Below are 16,899 nucleotides of genomic sequence, written 5' to 3' on the forward strand. Positions count from 1 at the left end.
ATCCTCGTGGTCGGTCAGAACAGTTCGAGCTCGCCGCCGGTTTCCATCACGGCCGTTTCCGGCACATGGAAATCGACCGGCGCATTCGCGCACACGCACAACGTCGCACCGACCCGCACGTCGCCGTCGAGCGTCAGGTCGTAGGCGGCCACGTGATCGGGCGCCAGCGCGGGCAGGTAGTCGATGCTCGATCCGCTCAGCAGACAAGGCGTCGACATCCCCAGGTCGGGAAACGGCACGGTCAGCGCCTGGTTGATCGCGCCGCAGCACAGGTTCGCGACTTCCATGAACGCTTCGGGCAGCGGCCGCTGGCTGCTCGTGCCCGCCGTCGCACCGGCGAAATGACGGCGCGTCGCATCGTCGTCGCTGAAGCGCAGCGCGAGCAGCAGCCGAAAATGCAGCGCCGAGATCGTCAGCACCGCGACATGCTCGGGCACCTTCGGCTTCGCGCGCGACTGCGCGTGCGCATGATCGAGCCCGTCGTGTGCGGGGCCGGCGGCCGGCCGGATGTCGCACGCGCCGCCGGACGCGAGCCGCGTGCGCGCCGCATCGAAGAAGATCCGCTCGAAACCGGCTTTCGCCTGCACGCTGATCACGCCGCGCCTCCTTCGATCCGCGCATGCAGCTGCCCGGCCAGCGTCTCGACGGTCGCGAGCGCCGCCGTGATCATCTTGCCGCCGGCCTGGATATCCTGGAACGTCGCGGCCGTCACGAGATCGTTGCGGTTCAGGCTGTCGCGATAGCTGTTCGACAGTTGCTGCGAGCGCGCGGCCAGCCCGCGCACCTCGCTCGCGACGATCGAGAAACCGCGCCCGGCCGTGCCGGCGCGCGCGGCCTCGATCGACGCGTTCAGCGACACGATCGACACGTGCGCGACGATCGCCGACAGCTCCTGGTTCTTCGCGCGCATGTCCTGGTTCTGCGTGGTCAGCGAGATCATCTGCTCGTGCCAGCGTTCGAAGGTGCCGGCGAGCCCGCGCAGGCGCGCGGCTTCTTCGGCGATCTTCATCGCATGCTGCGCCAGCGCCGCGCGCTCGGCCGCCAGCGCCTGCATTGCGTCGCGCCGCGCGCCGGTCGCGGACGTCTCGCGCGCCAGCGCATCCTCGAGCTGCGCCGCGCGCTGCGCCCATGCGTCGGCCGCCTCCGCATGCGCCGACGCCGCGTCGGCGACGCGCGCATCGGCTGCGTCGAGCGCGCCGCGCAATTGCGCCGTGTCGCGCGCAAGCGCCGCGACGAGCCGCTTGCGCGTCACGCGAAACACGACCGCCGCCACGATGGCGACGACGGCGCCGCCCGCCAGTGCGGCGGCCATCTGGATCATCCACGCCTGCACGATCACGTCGTCACTCCGCCGCGCCGATATGCGCGCTGCGCGCACGCTCGTGCACGACGCCCTGGGCGGCACCGTCCGCCGCGAAGCGGGCCGGCAACGACACGATCGTCTCGAACGCGCGATACGGCGCGCCGACGCGATCGTCAGTGAAGCGCAGCGCGATATCGCCGCCGTCGCGCTTCAGGAAGTTGCGCACCGCGTCCATGCCGACGCCGCGCCCCGACACTTCGGTCACGGCACTCGCGGTCGAGAAGCCCGGCCGGAAGATCAGCTCGGCCACCGCATCGTCGGACAGCGCCGCGTCATGGCCGGCATCGATCCAGCCGCGCTCGCGCGCGAGGCCGCGAATCCGGTCGAGCGCGAGGCCGCGGCCGTCGTCGCTCAGCACGAACCACAGCTCGCCGCCGCCTACGCCGACCGCGATGTCGATCGTGCCGGACGCCGCCTTGCCGGCCGCACGCCGCTCGTCGGACGATTCGATCCCGTGGTCCATCGAATTGCGCAGCAGATGCATGAACACGTTCTTCAGCGTCGCGGCGATTTCGCTGCGCACGCGGTGGCCGTGGCTGTCGATATGCACGACGGGCGTCGGCTTGCCGAGTTCGGCCGCGAGCGACGGCAGCGACTCGATCACGCCGCCGAGCGCATCGCCGATGCCTTGCGTGCCGAGCTGGCTCAGCATGCGGCGCACGGCATCGCGTGCCGCGTGCCAGTCGGCCGCGTTCGCCGGATCGGCGCCGTCGAGCACGCGCAGGCTCTCGCTGATGTGCGCGCGTTCGACCATCAGGAAGTCCGCACCGCCCTGCACCGCTTCACCGCTGCGGCCGAGCGTGACCGCGTTGATCGTCGCGTAGTGCTCGACCGCCTCGCGCACGCGGGCCAGGTCGTCCATCAGCGCGTCGCGGTTCCACTCGGGGCCGCCGTCCGCGCGGCGCAGCGAGTCGTACGCCTGCTCCGCTTCGTGGACGATGTTCGTCAGGTGCTGGAGGCTGTACGTGCGCGCGTTGCCCTTGATCGTATGCATGTTGCGGAACAGTGCCGCGACGATCGAGTGATCGGCGCGCTCGTGCTGGCGGATCATCCGCTCGTTCTCGCTGAGGAAGCCTTTCGCGCTGTGCACGAAGTCGTGGAACTTGTCCTGGCTGATCGACAAAATCTCGCCGATCATTTCGAGGCGGCGCTGCTGTTCGCCGGCCTGCGCGGTCAGCTCGCGAATCTCGGTCACGTCGCGCACGCACAGCATCAGGCGCACGACCGTGTCGGTCTCGTCGGTGATTGCCGACCAGCTCAGGTCGAGCCACTTGTCGCGGCCGTCGGGCATCCGCTTCGCGACTTCGTTCACGAGCAGGTGCGCGTTGAATTCGAAGTTCATGCTGTCTTCGCCGAGGCACGCGTGCACGGCCGCATCGACCTGCGAGCGTGCGTCGGAACCGATGTTCGAGTCGTCGAACACGAGCGCCATCAGGTCGCGGCCCGCGATGTCGTTCGTCTCGAAGATGGTTTCGAGGTACGCCGAATACTCCGCATGCACGACGCCGCCTTCGACGACGGTCAGGATCCCCTGCTGCATGTTCTGCAGCATCGCCTGGATGTCGGCCGTCTTCTGCTTGAGCTGCGCGGCGTTCTCCTGGATCTTCTCGATCATCCCGTTGAACGCGACGATCGAATGGCCGATTTCGTCCATCCGGCCCACCGGCACGCGGCGCGTGAAATCCTGGCTCGTCGCGATCTCGCTCATCGCCGTCTGCATCCCGATCAGCGGGCGCGTGATCTGGCGATACAGCAGCAGGCCGAGCGCGGTCAGCAGCACGATCACCGTGCCGGCGACGCCCGCGATCGCGGTCGCCGTCGTCGAGAGCATCCCGTTCAGCGCGTTGATCGCGTCGTCCTTCTGGCGGTTCTTCTCGACGCGCAGCGTGTCGACGATGCTTTCGAGTTCGTCGCGATACTGCGCGACGTTCGCGAACAGGTACGCCTGCGCCATCTCGGGCTTGCCGTCGGCCTTCATCTTCACGGTGTCGTCGATCGCCGCGAAATAGTTCGCGGCGCTGTCCTTCGCCTGCGAGACGAGCCCGACCTGCGCCTGGCCGACCGCCGACTTCGCCTGCACGTCGAGTGCGGCGCGCAGCGCGGCCTGCTTCGTCTTCAGCTCGTCGCGCGCCTGAGCGGCGGTGTTCGCGTCGGGCGCGTAGACGAGCGTCATCGTCGCGATCTGGATGTTCTTCACGTCGGCGACGAGATCCGCGGACGCGAGCGCGCTCGGCACGATGCCCTGGGTGACCTGGCGCACCTCGGACGCGCTCTTGCGTGTCTGGTACACGGCATAGATGCCGATCGCGGACAGCGCGAAGAACGTCAGGACGACTAGCAGCGTAATGCGATGACGGATGGTCATGAGTACAGCTCCCCGCAGCGATCCGGCTTCGATCGCCCTTTGGTCTATTGAAAGAATGTGAGCGCCGAATTATCGGGGATGGTGTATGACGCTCCGATGACCGGAAATCAATCGTTCATTGATAAAAATGCAATGAATAATTGTGACGAAAGAACCCTAAAGTATTGCCGGGATCTGCCGTTAACCCGCTGCCCCAAGGCGTTGAAGGGCAACCATGCGCGACCGGAAAATCCGGGATACGGATATTTGTCTTTTTAATTATTTGATCCGCGAATTAACCGCAATCGGATTTACGTAAAACGTTTGCGAATTATCGGCGAATCCGCTCGAATTCGCGATTTCTTATTGCCGGCGAGTGATTCGACGGACGGATGAAACGATACCGCCCGCCCCGGAGCCGGCGAGCGACGCTGCAGCGCATCGCATCGTCGCCCCGAGGCGGGCGCGTGACCGGCTACCGGTCAGTGGCTGCTCGCGCGGGTCGCCCCCAGCCCCGTTTCAGAACGTACCTGCTGCGCGGCGAACGCGCCCTTCTCCGCCTTCGCGCGCAGGCTTGTGTCGAGTACCGAGAACAGCCACACGCTCGCGAAGCCGATCGTCATCGAGAACAACGCGGGCGACGTGTACGGGAACCACGCCGAACCCTTCGGATAACCGAGCGTCGCTTCCCACACCGACGGCGACACGATGGTCAGCCCCACCGACGAGACCAGCCCCAGGAACCCGCCGATCACGGCGCCGCGCGTGGTGCACCCCTTCCACATCATCGACAGGAACAGCACCGGGAAATTGGCCGATGCCGCCACCGCAAACGCCAGCGACACCATGAACGCGACGTTCTGCTTCTCGAACGCGATGCCCAGCAGGACGGCGATCACGCCGAGCACCAGCGTCGTGATGCGCGACACCTTCAGCTCGTCGGCACTGTTCGCGTTGCCGTTCTTGAAGACGGTGGCGTAGAGGTCGTGCGACACCGCGGACGCGCCGGACAGCGTGAGCCCGGCGACCACCGCCAGAATCGTCGCGAAGGCCACGGCCGAGATGAAGCCGTAGAACACGTCGCCGCCCACCGTCTTGGCCACCAGCACCGCGGCCATGTTGGCCGTGCCCGCGCCGCCCTTGATCACGCCCTTGGCCACGTCGGCCAGTTCCGGATTGGTCAGCACCAGCGTGATCGCACCGAAGCCGATGATGAAGATCAGCACGTAGAAGTAGCCGATCCAGGTGGTCGCCCAGAACACCGATTTACGCGCTTCCTTCGCATCCGGCACCGTGAAGAAGCGCATCAGGATGTGCGGCAGGCCGGCCGTGCCGAACATCAGCGCCATGCCGAACGAGATAGCCGAGATCGGATCCTTGATGAACCCGCCCGGCGACATGACCGACAGCCCGATCCGGGTCGCGTCGTCCGGCGCTTTGCCTGCATTCGCGGCAATCGCGGTCTTGACCTCCACGGCCCGGGCGAACAGCGCCTCCGGGCTGAAGCCGTACTGCGCGAGCACCATGATCGCCATGAACGTCACGCCCGCGAGCAACATGCACGCCTTGATGATCTGCACCCAGGTGGTAGCGGTCATGCCGCCGAACAGCACGTAGACCATCATCAGCGCGCCGACGATGACGACGGCCACCCAGTAGTCGAGACCGAACAGCAGCTTGATGAGCTGCCCCGCGCCGACCATCTGTGCGATCAGGTAGAACGCCACCACCACCAGCGTGCCGACCGCGGCGAAACTGCGGATCGGCCCCTGCTCGAAGCGATAGCCCGCGACGTCGGCGAAGGTGAACTTGCCGAGGTTGCGCAGCCGCTCGGCCATCAGGAACGTGATCACCGGCCAGCCGACCAGGAAGCCGATCGAGTAGATCAGGCCGTCGTAACCCGACGTCATCACCGCAGCGGAAATACCGAGGAAGGATGCCGCCGACATGTAGTCGCCCGAGATCGCCAGGCCGTTCTGGAACCCGGTAATGCCGCCGCCGGCCGTATAGAAATCCGCCGCGGAACGCGTGCGGGACGCCGCCCACTTGGTGATCCACAACGTCCCTGCCACGAACAGCGCGAACAGGACGATGGCCGTCGTGTTGGTCGCCTGCTTGGCGGTCTGCCCGACATCGCCGCCGCCCGCAATGGCCACGCTGCAAGCGCCCGCGGCCAGCAGCGCAACCAGCATCGTAGAAAGTGTCTTCTTCATTGGGCGACGTCCTGCAGGATGTCCTGCGTCAGTTGATCGTATTCGTTGTTCGCGCGGCGCACGTAGATGCCGGTGATGACGACGGTGAACACGATCACCGCCATGCCGACCGGTACGCCGACACTCGTCACGCCGGTGCTCACGGGCTTCGCGAGGAACGACTTGTCGAATGCGATCAGGGCGATGTAGCCGTAGTACACGATCAGCATCAGCACGGTCAGGCAGACACCGAGCGTATTGCGCCGTCGCTTGAGCTGCGCATACTTCGGATGCGCTTCGATTTTTTTAACCAACCCATCATGCATCGCCTGTCTCCTGGTTTGCTCTTGAATGAGTGCGGCGATTCTGAACAGCGAAGCTGACTGCGTGCTTACTCGATCTTGCGCGGGCGGTGTCACGGGCACTATGGTTTTCCCTAGCGGCACACTGCGAAGTGCCGCTGTCGCACGCGAGATGCTGGCTTTGCGTTCTCTACCGTGCGCGGGGCGTGCCGAAACGGCGACGCGATTTCGACGCAGCGATGCGGGTCAGTCAGGATGCAATTTTTCGATAGCCGTCAATAAACGGATGTCCCCGTGCTGCGTCGGTCGCGATCGTCGATCAAGTCGATGGCGAGGGTCCGTGCAGACTGGGACACGACAGCCGCGCGGCAGCTGCGAAGGTGCGAAGCCGCGGCAACGATGCGCACTTTCCGGGGCGCCGATACGACACCGGTTTTTTTGCAGCGACAACCAGACTGAGCAACGACTCCCGGGAGACATTCACGCATTGCGGCCGAGCGTTAGCGTCAGTCAGTTTCAGACGTTCGTCGCGATGGTGCGTCATACGACGGCGGGGTTCGGGATCCTGTCGGCACCCTTCGCGGGCGGGTGCATGGTCGTGGCCCGGTAGAAGGCGGCACGCTCCGGCGCGGCGACGGCACCGCCGGCGCACGCGTGCGGGCTCGCGGCGCCGAATTCATTCCCGGGAGGAAACAATCAATCGCCGAGCAGCAATTCACCTTCCCGTCCGCACGCTCTAGACTGTCGCATCGCTCCTCTTTCCGGACCCACGCAATGACCGACGTCCTGCCGCTGACCACCGACCCCGAGTCGGGCCTCCCGTACCGCCTGCGCCCGGCCACCGGCCGCGCCGTTGCCCGCCTGTTGCTGCTGCATGGCGTCGGCGGCAACGAAACCAACCTGCTGAACCTGGCCGACGTCATCGATCCGCGCATCGAGATCGCGTTCCTGCGCGGCCCGCTCACGTTCGGGCCCGGCCAGCACGCATGGTTTCCGGTGCGCTTCGGCCCGAACGGCCCCGAAATCGACGCGGCCCGCGCGGACGCAAGCCGCATCCAGCTGGTCACGCTGCTGCGCGCATTCCGTGCCCGGGACGACGCGGGCGCCGCATTGCCGACGGTGATCGCCGGCTTCAGCCAGGGCGGCATCATGAGCGCGAGCGTCGGCCTCACGTCGCCGGGCGATGTCGCCGCCTTCGCCGTGCTGTGCGGGCGCATCCTGCCTGAAATCGATCCGCTGATCGCGCCGCGCGACGCCCTTCGCCCGCTCCATGCGCTGATCGTGCACGGCCGTTTCGACGACAAGCTGCCCGTCGCGTGGGCCGACACCGCCGACGCGAAGCTCACGGCGCTCGGCGTCGCGCACGATACGCGGCTGTATGCGGCCGGCCACGAGCTGACCGCGGAGATGGCCGGTGATTTCAGCCGATGGGTCGGCGAACGCGCCGGGTTGAACTGACTGTAACGAGGCGCCGGAGCGCCGGCCGCGAACGGGCCGGCACGCGCGGCGCGTACCGTCTTCAGGCGCCCCGCGCCGAGTCGGCAACGGCGCGCGTGGCCGCGGACGCACGCGCATCCGTCGCCTGCTCTCGCGCGGCACCGCGCTTCGCCAGCTTCCAGCCGACCACCAGTGCGAGCACGACGACCGGAATCGTCGCGATGGTCCACGTGCCGCCCGGATAGTCGAATGCCATCAGCACCAGCACGCCGACGAGGAAGGCCAGCGTGAGCCACGACGTGAACGGCGCGCCGGGCATCCGGAACGACACGGCCTTCAGCTCGCCGCGATCGACCGCGCGGCGGAACAGGATCTGGCACATGACGATGAAGCCCCACGTCGTGATGATCCCGAGCGACGCCATGTTCAGCACGATCTCGAACGCCTGGGCCGGCACGATGTAGTTCAGCGGCACGCCGATCGCGTTGATCGCGACCGTGATCAGGATCCCGCCGTACGGCACGCCGCGCGCGTTCATCCGCGACACGAAGCGCGGCGCTGATCCGCCCATCGCGAGCGAACGCAGCACGCGCCCGGTCGAATAGAGGCCGGAGTTCAGGCTCGACAGCGCGGCGGTCAGCACCACGACGTTCATCACGGTGCCGACGTACGGCACGCCGAGCTTGCTGAAAAACGTCACGAACGGGCTTTCGTGCGCGCTGTACGCCGTCCACGGCAGCAGCATCGTCAACAGAACGACCGAGCCGACGTAGAACAGCGCAATGCGCCACATCACGCTATTGATGGCTTTCGGCAGGACCTTGCGCGCATCGGCGGTCTCGCCCGCCGCGACGCCGACGAGCTCGATGCTCGCGTACGCGAACACGACACCCTGCACGATCAGCACGGCCGGCAGGATGCCGTGCGGAAAGATCCCGCCGTTATCCGCGACCAGGTGGAGCCCCGGCATCTGGCCGGCGACCGGATGGCCGCTCGCGAGAAACACGGCGCCGACCGCGAGGAACACCGCGAGCGCGCCCACCTTGACGAGCGAGAACCAGAACTCCATCTCGCCGAACACCTTCACGCCGATCATGTTCATCACCGACACGATCCCGAGCGCGCCGAGCGCGAACACCCACTGCGGCACGTCCGTGAACACGGCCCAGTACTTCATGTAGATCGCGACCGCGGTGATGTCGACGATGCCGGTCGTTGCCCAGTTCAGGTAGTACATCCAGCCCGCGACGAACGATGCGCGCTCGCCCATGAACTCCCGCGCGTACGACACGAAGCTGCCGCTGGTCGGACGGTGCATCACGAGTTCGCCGAGCGCGCGCATGATCAGGAACGCGAACACGCCGCAGACGAGATACACGAGCGCAAGCGCGGGCCCCGCGTGCTGCAGGCGCCCACCGGCCCCGAGAAAGAGGCCGGTGCCGATCGCGCCGCCCATCGCGATCATCTGCACGTGCCGCGGCTTCAACTGCTTCGCATAGCCGGTTTCGTGCGACGCGAACATCGCATCGGGATCGGCATGAAGGGAATCCGCGCCGCCGGCCGGACCGGCCGCGCGCTCGCTGCTATGTGTCATGGTGAGTCTCCGTTGTTTCTTGATGTGTCGCACCCCGCGCGGGGGCGCTTCTGGAACGAGCTCGCGCGGGGCGCCGGCGGCATGCGCCGGCGCCCCGCAGCCGGCGTCAAAGCACGCGCGGACGGATCAGCGCTTCGGGCTGCAGCGCCTCGTCGACCTGCGCGGCGGTCATCCACTCGCGCTCCAGCACGACCTCGCGGATCGACTTGCCGGTTGCGTGCGCTTCGGCCGCCACGGCGGTCGCGCGCTTGTAGCCGATGTACGGGTTCAGCGCGGTCGCGAGCGCGACCGAGCGTTCCATCGTTTCGCGCAGCCGTTCGGGATTCGCGGTGATCCCGCTCACGCAACGCTGCGCGAGCGTCGTGCAGGCGGCCGTCAGATGGCTGAAGCTGCGGAACAGCGCGCTGGCGATCACCGGCTCGAACGCGTTGAGCTGAAGCTGCCCGGCCTCGGCCGCGAAGGTCACGGTCAGGTCGTTGCCGAACACCTCGAACGCGACCTGGTTGACGACTTCCGGGATCACCGGATTCACCTTGCCGGGCATGATCGACGAGCCGGCCTGCACGGGCGGCAGGTTGATCTCGCCGAACCCCGCGCGCGGGCCGCTCGACAGCAACCGCAGGTCGTTGCAGATCTTCGACAGCTTGACGGCGATCCGCTTGAGCACGCCCGACACCTGCACGAATGCACCGCAATCCTGCGTCGCTTCGATCAGGTTCGGTGCGGTGCTCAGGTCGAGCCCGGTGATGCGCCGCAGCGCCGCCAGCGCCTTCTCCGCGTACTGCGGATGCGCGGTGATCCCCGTGCCGATCGCAGTCGCACCGAGGTTGATCTCGCGAATCAGCCAGCCGGCTTCCTGCAGGCGAGCAATGTCTTCCGTCAGCATCACTGCGTAGGTCGAGAATTCCTGGCCGAGCGTCATCGGCACCGCGTCCTGCAACTGCGTGCGGCCGAGCTTCAGCAAACCGGCGAACGCGTCGGCCCGCTCCGCGAACGCATCGCGCAGGCGCGCCATCGCTTCGAGCAGGTGCTCGACCGCGAAGCAGGTCGCGACCCGGATCGCGGTCGGATAGACGTCGTTGGTGCTCTGCGCGAGATTGACGTGCTCGTTCGGATGCAGGTATTCATACTGCCCGCGCGCGTGCCCCATGATTTCGAGCGCGCGGTTGCAGATCACCTCGTTCGCGTTCATGTTGGTCGAGGTGCCGGCCCCGCCCTGGATGATGTCGACGACGAACTGGTCGTGCAGGCGCCCTTCGCGGATCTCGACACACGCGGCGGCGATCGCATCGCGGTACGGCCGCGGCAGCAGCCCGAGCTCGCAGTTCGCATCGGCGGCGGCTTCCTTCACGGCGGCGAGCGCCATCACGAAGTACGGCAACGAAGCAATGGTGCGACCCGAAATGTCGAAATTCTCTTTCGCGCGCAGCGTATGGACGCCGTAGTAGGCCTCGTTCGGAATACTTCGCTTACCTAAAAGATCCGCTTCGACGCGGAAGCCGTTTTCTGTCATCGTGCCCTCCTGGATGTCTCCTGCCGCTCGTCGTCCGCCGGTTCCCGACGCGACGGGTTCGCATTCTATGCCTTTGCAAAAACAAGCTCGCTTCTGTATTATCGAAAGCAGTTTTGCGTGGGACGCAACAGCGAGATTCGAATGAAAAAAGGCGCGAGAGAAACCGGCATCGATCACCTGGGCGCGATGCGTGCGTTCGTGAGAGTGGTCGAAACGGGGAGTTTTTCGGCGGTCGCGAAGGAGATGCACGTGTCGACATCCACCGTCGCACGCAAGGTCACGGCGATCGAGGAGGCACTCGGCGTCGCGCTGCTGCACCGCTCGACACACAGCGTCACGCTCACCGAAGCCGGTCATATCTACCTGGAGCGCGCCGTCACGCTGATCGCCGATCTCGACGACACGCTGCGCGTCGTCGCCGAGCTGAATGCGCAGCCGAGCGGCCCGCTGAAGCTCACCGCGCCGGTGGCATTCGGCCGCCGTCATCTCGCGCCGCTGGTCGCGCCGTTTCTCGCGCGCTACCCGACGATCCAGCTCGACGTGCGGCTCACCGACAACCACAACGACCTCGTGGCCGGCGGCTTCGATCTCGACATTCACGAAGGCGAGAACTACCTGGACAACCTCGTCGTCCACCGCCTGTCGCGCAACGACAGCATCCTGTGCGCGACGCCCGGCTATCTCGACCGCTGCGGGCGCCCGGCCACGCCGGACGACCTCAGGCAACACAACTGCCTGCGCTACGTGCACCCCGAAGGCGATCCGCACTGGAATCTCGTCAACGGCGACGCGCATCACAGCCTGCTGCCGGCCGGCAACCTCGTCACCGACCATTCGGAGCTGCTGCTCGAAGCGACCTGCGCGGGGCTCGGCATCGCGGAATTCGAGATCTGGCTGGTGCGCGACCTGCTCGCGAGCGGCCGGCTCGAAGCCGTGCTGCCGCGCTACCGGCTGCAGAACCGGCTGACCGGCGAATACATCTACATCGCGTACCTGGCGAACCGGCGCAGTTCGGCGAAGCTGCGCGTACTGAAAGACTTTCTCGCGGAACACCTCGCGCGCATCGGCGAGCTGTCGGCGCTGGAGCTGGCGAAGATTCGCGGCGCGAGCGCGTAGCGCCCGCGCCCGCCTTCACGCTCGCGCCGGCCGGCAAGCCTACGCACGCCGCTGCGCACGGCCCGCGTCGCGGGCCGGCGGCGCATCCGCACCGTTCAGGCCGGCTGCAATTCGAACGGGAACGTGGCGTGCCCGATCTCGACGCCCTGCGTGTTGAGCATCCGCGGCCGATGGAAGCCGGCCAGTTGCGCGCGCTGCGCGGCCGTGCCGATCTGCAGCCGCTCGAGGAGTTCGCTGACGACCATGTAGAGCACGTCGAGATTGCCGTCCTCGATCTTCACCGAGATCCCGAGCGCGCCGTCGGCACCAAGCTCCCGCGTACGCGCCGACGCGCGCACGCCGATCCCGTAGCACGCGTCGGCGCCGAGCTTGCCGACCACCTGCCCGTCGAACGCGTTCATCAGCACCGTGCAATAGCGCCCGTCGCCGGCAACCAGCTCCGGATACGTGGTCATCGCACGATGAATGCGCGCCAGCGCACGCACGCGAGCGGTGATTGCGCCCCCGCCCGCCGCCACGGTATCCGCGCCGTCGGCCAGCGACGCGTAGAGACGCGCCAGCCGATCCAGCGAAAACGCCGGCGTCGGCAGGTTGCACCCGTCGATGCCCCAGTCGACCTCGTCATCGCGCAGCCCGCACGCATCGGCCACCACGTGCTTCACGCGCACCTGCATCGGATGCTCGGGCAGGTGGTAATCCGCGATCGCGGCGCCAATCGCCTGTGCGCCAGCCAGCATCCCGACGTGCTTGCCCGAACAATTGCTGCACACGCCGGTCGGCGTGTAGTCGCGCTTGATCCACGACCGGTACACCGCGTCGGACAACGGCGGATGGCCGCCGCAACGCAAGTCCGATTCGTGCGCGGCGACCTTTGCAAGCATCGCGCGCGTGCGTTCGATATGACGGTCCTCGCTGCTGTGCGACGCGCACATCAGCGCGATGTCCGCGTCGTCGAAGCCGAAGCGTTCGGGCGCGCCCGTCTCGATCACCGACAGCGCCTGGGCCGGCTTGGCCGCCGATCGCGCAAGCGTCATCCGGAACGGATTGCCGAACCGGGCCAGCAGCCTGCCGCGTGCATCGACCACCGCCACGTGGGCGACGTGCGTGTTCTCGATCGCATCGCCGCGGTATGTGACGACTGCTGCGCGTTGGGTGTCCATCGTGTGTTGTCTCCTTGCTCGGGGCCTGCTTGCCGGGGCCCGTCCAACCGGTACCGAAGTGTATCGAGTCACCGCCGCTGCGCGCCGGCCGGGCGATGGAAAGCGGTGTTGCACGCCGCGCAAAGGCAATCGCGCCCCCACGAAAACCTGACTGAATTAGTACAAAAACCATTCAATCGTTTACAGAATTAGTACCAATCCGTAAAATCGTGGCCGCAAACGCGAATCATACGCATTTACATTGACGTTTTCCGATGCTCCGCGCTGCCTGGCCGGCATCGAGAAGACGCGCCCGCTCACCGAACCTTCTGCTGCCTCTCGATATGCCCGCCCAGTTCAAGACGAGGCCTCGCGCCCTCGTGTCGGCGCTGACCTGCTCCGTTTTCCTGACCCCGCTGCTCGCTTCCGCCGAAACCGCCCCTGCCCCCGCCCCCGCCGCCGACCAGCCGGCTCCGTCCGCCGACGTGCAGGCGACGCTGCCGGCGATCACGGTCCAGTCGACCGCGCCGTCGGACATGCAGGTGAAGCGCTCGCCGTCGTACAAGTTCACCGCGCCGCTGCTCGACACGCCGCGTTCGGTCACGGTGATCCCCGAGCAACTGATCAAGGAAAAGAACGTCACGTCGTTCGCGGACGCGCTGCGCTCGGTGCCGGGCATCACGTTCCTCGGCGGCGATGCGGCCGCGAACCCGTCGGCCGATCGCCCGGTGATCCGCGGCTTCGAATCGCGCAACTCGATCTTCGTCGACGGGATGCGCGACTCGGGGCTGCAGAACCGCGAAACGTTCGCGGTCGAGCAGATCAGCGTGATCAAGGGCCCCGATTCGGTCTATGCGGGCCGCGGCTCGGTGGGCGGCAGCATCGACGTCGTCACGAAGACGCCGAAGAACGACAACTTCATCAACAGCAGCATCGGCTTCGGCACCGACGGCTATAAGCGCGCGACGGTCGACGCGAACCAGAAGATCAACGACACGACGGCCGTGCGCCTGAACGTGATGGGTCACGACGCGAACCAGGCCGGCCGCAACGACGTGTACAACAAGCGCTGGGGCGTCGCACCGTCGATCGTGTTCGGGCTGAACACGCCGACCACGGTCACGGTCAGCTACTACCACATGAACTCGTACGACATGCCGGACTTCAGCGTGCCGTTCCGCGCGTCGGGCGGCACGCCGGTGCCGACCGATCGCGGGCAGTTCTTCGGGCTGAACACGCGCGACTACCGCTACGGGCAGACCGACACCGCCGAAGTGCGCGTCGAGCACCGGATCAACGACGACTGGAAGCTGAAGAACACGACGATGTTCGGCCGCTCGATGCTCGATTACGTCGCGACGAACCCGCAGATCCTCGCGTCGAACCCGACCATGCTGAGCCTGCAGGCGAAGAGCGGCAAGTATGCGACGAACGGCATCGCGAACCAGACTGAAGCAACCGGCCGCGCGAGCCTGTTCGGCATGCAGCACACGCTGACGGCCGGCGTCGAATTCAGCCTCGAGCAGAACCGTTACGAGGGTTATCTCGTGACCGACGCGAAGGGCAACAACATCCGCTCGGGCGGCCCGTGCTCGGTGCCGGGGAACTGCACGCCGCTCGCGGGCGGCTGGAACCCGAACATGCCGTGGACCGGCAACATCGTGCTGAACGGCGACAAGGCCTTCCCGGGCGCGACGACGAATACGCGCACGACCACCGCGTCGGCGTACATCTTCGATACCGTGAAGCTGTCCGAGCGCTGGCGGTTCAACACGGGACTGCGCTTCGACCGCTACGACACGACCGGCAAGCAGGCCGGGGTGGCCGACCTGTCGAACACGTCGAACCTGTTCAGCTACCAGTTCGGCCTCGTGTTCAAGCCGGTGAGCAACGTGAGCCTGTATGCGTCGTACGGCACGTCGTCGAACCCGCCGGGTTCGAACGGCGGCCTCGGCGGCGGCACCGACCAGATCACCGCGACGAACCAGGATCTCGCGCCGGAGCGCTCGCGCAACATCGAGATCGGCGCGAAGTGGGACGTGCTGCAGGACCAATTGTCGCTGACGTCGGCGCTGTTCCAGACCGAGAAGACCAACGCACGCGTCAGCGACGGCCTCGGTCATACGATCAACGCGGGCAAGCAGCGCGTGCGCGGCGTCGAACTCGGCTTCGCGGGCAACCTGACGCCGAAGTGGCATGTGTTCGGCGGCTACTCGTACCTGAACGCGATCACGACCGACGCGGGCCCCGGCAGCCCGGGCGCATCGGGCCTGCCGATGGTGATGGTGCCGAAGCACAACTTCACGCTGTGGACGAGCTACGACGTGATGCCGAAGCTCACGCTCGGCGCCGGTGCGACGGTGATGAGCCAGACCTATGCGTCGGTATCCGCGACGGCCAAGAAATGGACGCCCGGCTACGCGCGCTTCGACGCCGCCGCAACGTGGCGCGTGAACAAGACGATGGACGTCCAGCTCAACGTGCAGAACCTGTTCGACAAGAAGTATTACTCGAGCGCGTATCCGATCTATGCAACGTGGGCACCGGGCCGTTCGGCGATGGTCACGCTCAACTTCTATCAGTAACGCCGTGGGTGGCGGGAGGGCGTGGCACGCCCTTCCCCGCCTCGTTCACCACGGTAGCGAGTACGTCTTCACGTTCGTGAAACTCTTCATCGCTTCCTGCACGCCTTCCTTGTACCCAAGCCCCGAATCCTTCACGCCGCCGAACGGTGTCAGCTCCAGCCGGTAGCCCGGCACTTCGCGCACGTTCACGCTGCCGACTTCCAGCTCGGTGATGAAGCGCGTAATGGTGTCGAAGCGGTTCGTGCAGACCGACGACGACAGCGCATAGTCGGTGCTGTTCGACATCCGGATCGCTTCGTCGATGTCGCGGAAGCGCATGATCGGCGACACGGGGCCGAACGTCTCGTACTTCACGAGCGGCATGTCGGGCGTCACGCGATCGATCACCGTCGGCGAATACAGCGCGCCGTTGCGCACGTTGCCGACGAGCAGCCGCGCGCCGCGCGCAATCGCATCGTTCACCTGCTGCTCGCAGAACTTCGCGGCCGCCTCGTCGATCACCGTGCCCATGTCGACCGACGGATCGGACGGATTGCCGTAAGACCACGCACGCGTCTTCTCGACGACGAGTTCCGTGAAGCGATCGGCCACCGACTCGTGCACGAGCATCCGCTTGATCGCCGTGCAGCGCTGCCCCGAGTTCTTGTACGACCCCGACACCGCGAGCGTGCTCGCTTCGTCGAGATCGGCATCTTCCATCACGATGATCGGATCGTTGCCGCCGAGTTCGAGCACCGCGCGCCGGTAGCCCATTCGCGACGCGATCGACTTGCCGATCGATACGCCGCCCGTGAACGTGATCAGGTCGATCGCCGGGTTCGTGATCAGCTCGTCGGCAATCTCCGCCGGGTCGCCGGTAATCACCTGCAGCATCTGCGGCGGCAAGCCGGCTTCGTACAGGATGTCCGCAAAGAGATAGCACGACAGCGGCACCTTCTCCGACGGCTTCACGACGATCCGGTTGTTGGTTGCGACCGACGGCACGATCTTGTGCGCGACCTGGTTCATCGGATGGTTGAACGGCGTGATCGCGGAAATCACGCCGAGCAGCGGATCGCGCTGCGTATACACGCGGCGTTTCTTGCCGTGCGGTGTCAGGTCGCACGAGAAGATCTGCCCGTCGTCCTTCAGCACCTCGCCCGCGCCGAACGTCAGCACGTCGGCCACGCGGCCCGCCTCGTACGTCGAATCCTTGAGGCACAGGCCGGCCTCGGCCGTGATCAGCGCTGCAATCTCGGCGGTGCGCGAGCGCACGATGTCGGCCGCGCGACGCAGGATCGCCGCGCGATCGTGACGCGTGAGCGTCGGCCGGTA

The 16,899-nt window shown here is 66.5% G+C and carries 12 protein-coding genes; 3 read left to right on the forward strand and 9 right to left on the reverse strand.

The features are described 5' to 3' along the window. Positions 1 to 14: 14 nt before the first annotated feature. The 5 genes from B7G54_RS04300 to B7G54_RS04320 form a co-directional block, all read right to left on the reverse strand. Positions 15 to 596 (reverse strand): hypothetical protein, encoded by a 582-nt coding sequence (locus tag B7G54_RS04300; RefSeq protein WP_085037897.1) that lies wholly within the window; start codon positions 594 to 596, stop codon positions 15 to 17. Beyond that, entirely contained in the window at positions 593 to 1,321 is a 729-nt protein-coding gene (locus tag B7G54_RS04305) for a methyl-accepting chemotaxis protein (protein ID WP_085037971.1), read from the reverse strand. Before B7G54_RS04305 ends, B7G54_RS04300 begins: the two co-directional genes overlap by 4 nt. A gap of 22 nt (positions 1,322 to 1,343) precedes the next feature. Further along, positions 1,344 to 3,728 carry an MCP four helix bundle domain-containing protein gene (locus B7G54_RS04310; protein WP_085037898.1) on the reverse strand — a complete coding sequence of 795 codons (2,385 nt, stop codon included), beginning with the start codon at positions 3,726 to 3,728 and terminating at the stop codon, positions 1,344 to 1,346. 461 nt (positions 3,729 to 4,189) lie between these two features. Continuing rightward, positions 4,190 to 5,920 carry a cation acetate symporter gene (locus B7G54_RS04315; RefSeq protein WP_085037899.1) on the reverse strand — a complete coding sequence of 577 codons (1,731 nt, stop codon included), beginning with the start codon at positions 5,918 to 5,920 and terminating at the stop codon, positions 4,190 to 4,192. After that, positions 5,917 to 6,225: a DUF485 domain-containing protein gene (locus B7G54_RS04320; RefSeq protein ID WP_069251268.1), complete on the reverse strand. Its 309-nt coding sequence runs from the start codon at positions 6,223 to 6,225 to the stop codon at positions 5,917 to 5,919. Before B7G54_RS04320 ends, B7G54_RS04315 begins: the two co-directional genes overlap by 4 nt. A 750-nt stretch (positions 6,226 to 6,975) precedes the next feature. Here B7G54_RS04320 and B7G54_RS04325 point away from each other — a divergent pair. Beyond that, a complete protein-coding gene (locus tag B7G54_RS04325) occupies positions 6,976 to 7,659 on the forward strand; it encodes an alpha/beta hydrolase (RefSeq protein WP_085037900.1) in 684 nt (227 codons plus the stop codon). Positions 7,660 to 7,720: 61 nt separating this feature from the next. On the opposite strand, the gene B7G54_RS04330 is transcribed toward B7G54_RS04325, so the two are convergent. Both B7G54_RS04330 and B7G54_RS04335 read right to left on the reverse strand, forming a co-directional pair. Continuing rightward, on the reverse strand, positions 7,721 to 9,232 hold the full coding sequence (locus B7G54_RS04330) for an amino acid permease (RefSeq protein ID WP_085037901.1): 1,512 nt from the start codon (positions 9,230 to 9,232) through the stop codon (positions 7,721 to 7,723). A gap of 106 nt (positions 9,233 to 9,338) precedes the next feature. Beyond that, positions 9,339 to 10,745 carry an aspartate ammonia-lyase gene (locus tag B7G54_RS04335; protein ID WP_085037902.1) on the reverse strand — a complete coding sequence of 469 codons (1,407 nt, stop codon included), beginning with the start codon at positions 10,743 to 10,745 and terminating at the stop codon, positions 9,339 to 9,341. Between the two features lie 141 nt (positions 10,746 to 10,886). On the opposite strand from B7G54_RS04335, the gene B7G54_RS04340 reads away from it, so the two are divergent. Next, the gene (locus B7G54_RS04340) at positions 10,887 to 11,861 is read left to right on the forward strand and encodes a LysR family transcriptional regulator (RefSeq protein WP_085037903.1); all 975 of its coding nucleotides are present in this window, start codon (positions 10,887 to 10,889) and stop codon (positions 11,859 to 11,861) included. A 95-nt stretch (positions 11,862 to 11,956) separates the two neighbouring features. Here the strand turns inward: B7G54_RS04340 and B7G54_RS04345 are convergent, their stop codons facing one another. Beyond that, a complete protein-coding gene (locus B7G54_RS04345) occupies positions 11,957 to 13,021 on the reverse strand; it encodes an asparaginase (protein ID WP_085037904.1) in 1,065 nt (354 codons plus the stop codon). Positions 13,022 to 13,344: 323 nt separating this feature from the next. Between B7G54_RS04345 and B7G54_RS04350 the strand changes: the two genes are divergently transcribed. Further along, the gene (locus B7G54_RS04350) at positions 13,345 to 15,585 is read left to right on the forward strand and encodes a TonB-dependent receptor (RefSeq protein WP_085037905.1); all 2,241 of its coding nucleotides are present in this window, start codon (positions 13,345 to 13,347) and stop codon (positions 15,583 to 15,585) included. A 45-nt stretch (positions 15,586 to 15,630) separates the two neighbouring features. On the opposite strand, the gene phnY is transcribed toward B7G54_RS04350, so the two are convergent. After that, positions 15,631 to 16,899: phosphonoacetaldehyde dehydrogenase (gene phnY, locus B7G54_RS04355; RefSeq protein ID WP_085037906.1), on the reverse strand; the 1,269-nt coding region annotated here is incomplete at its 5' end.

Source organism: Burkholderia puraquae (assembly GCF_002099195.1).
Taxonomy (GTDB): Bacteria; Pseudomonadota; Gammaproteobacteria; order Burkholderiales; family Burkholderiaceae; genus Burkholderia; species Burkholderia puraquae.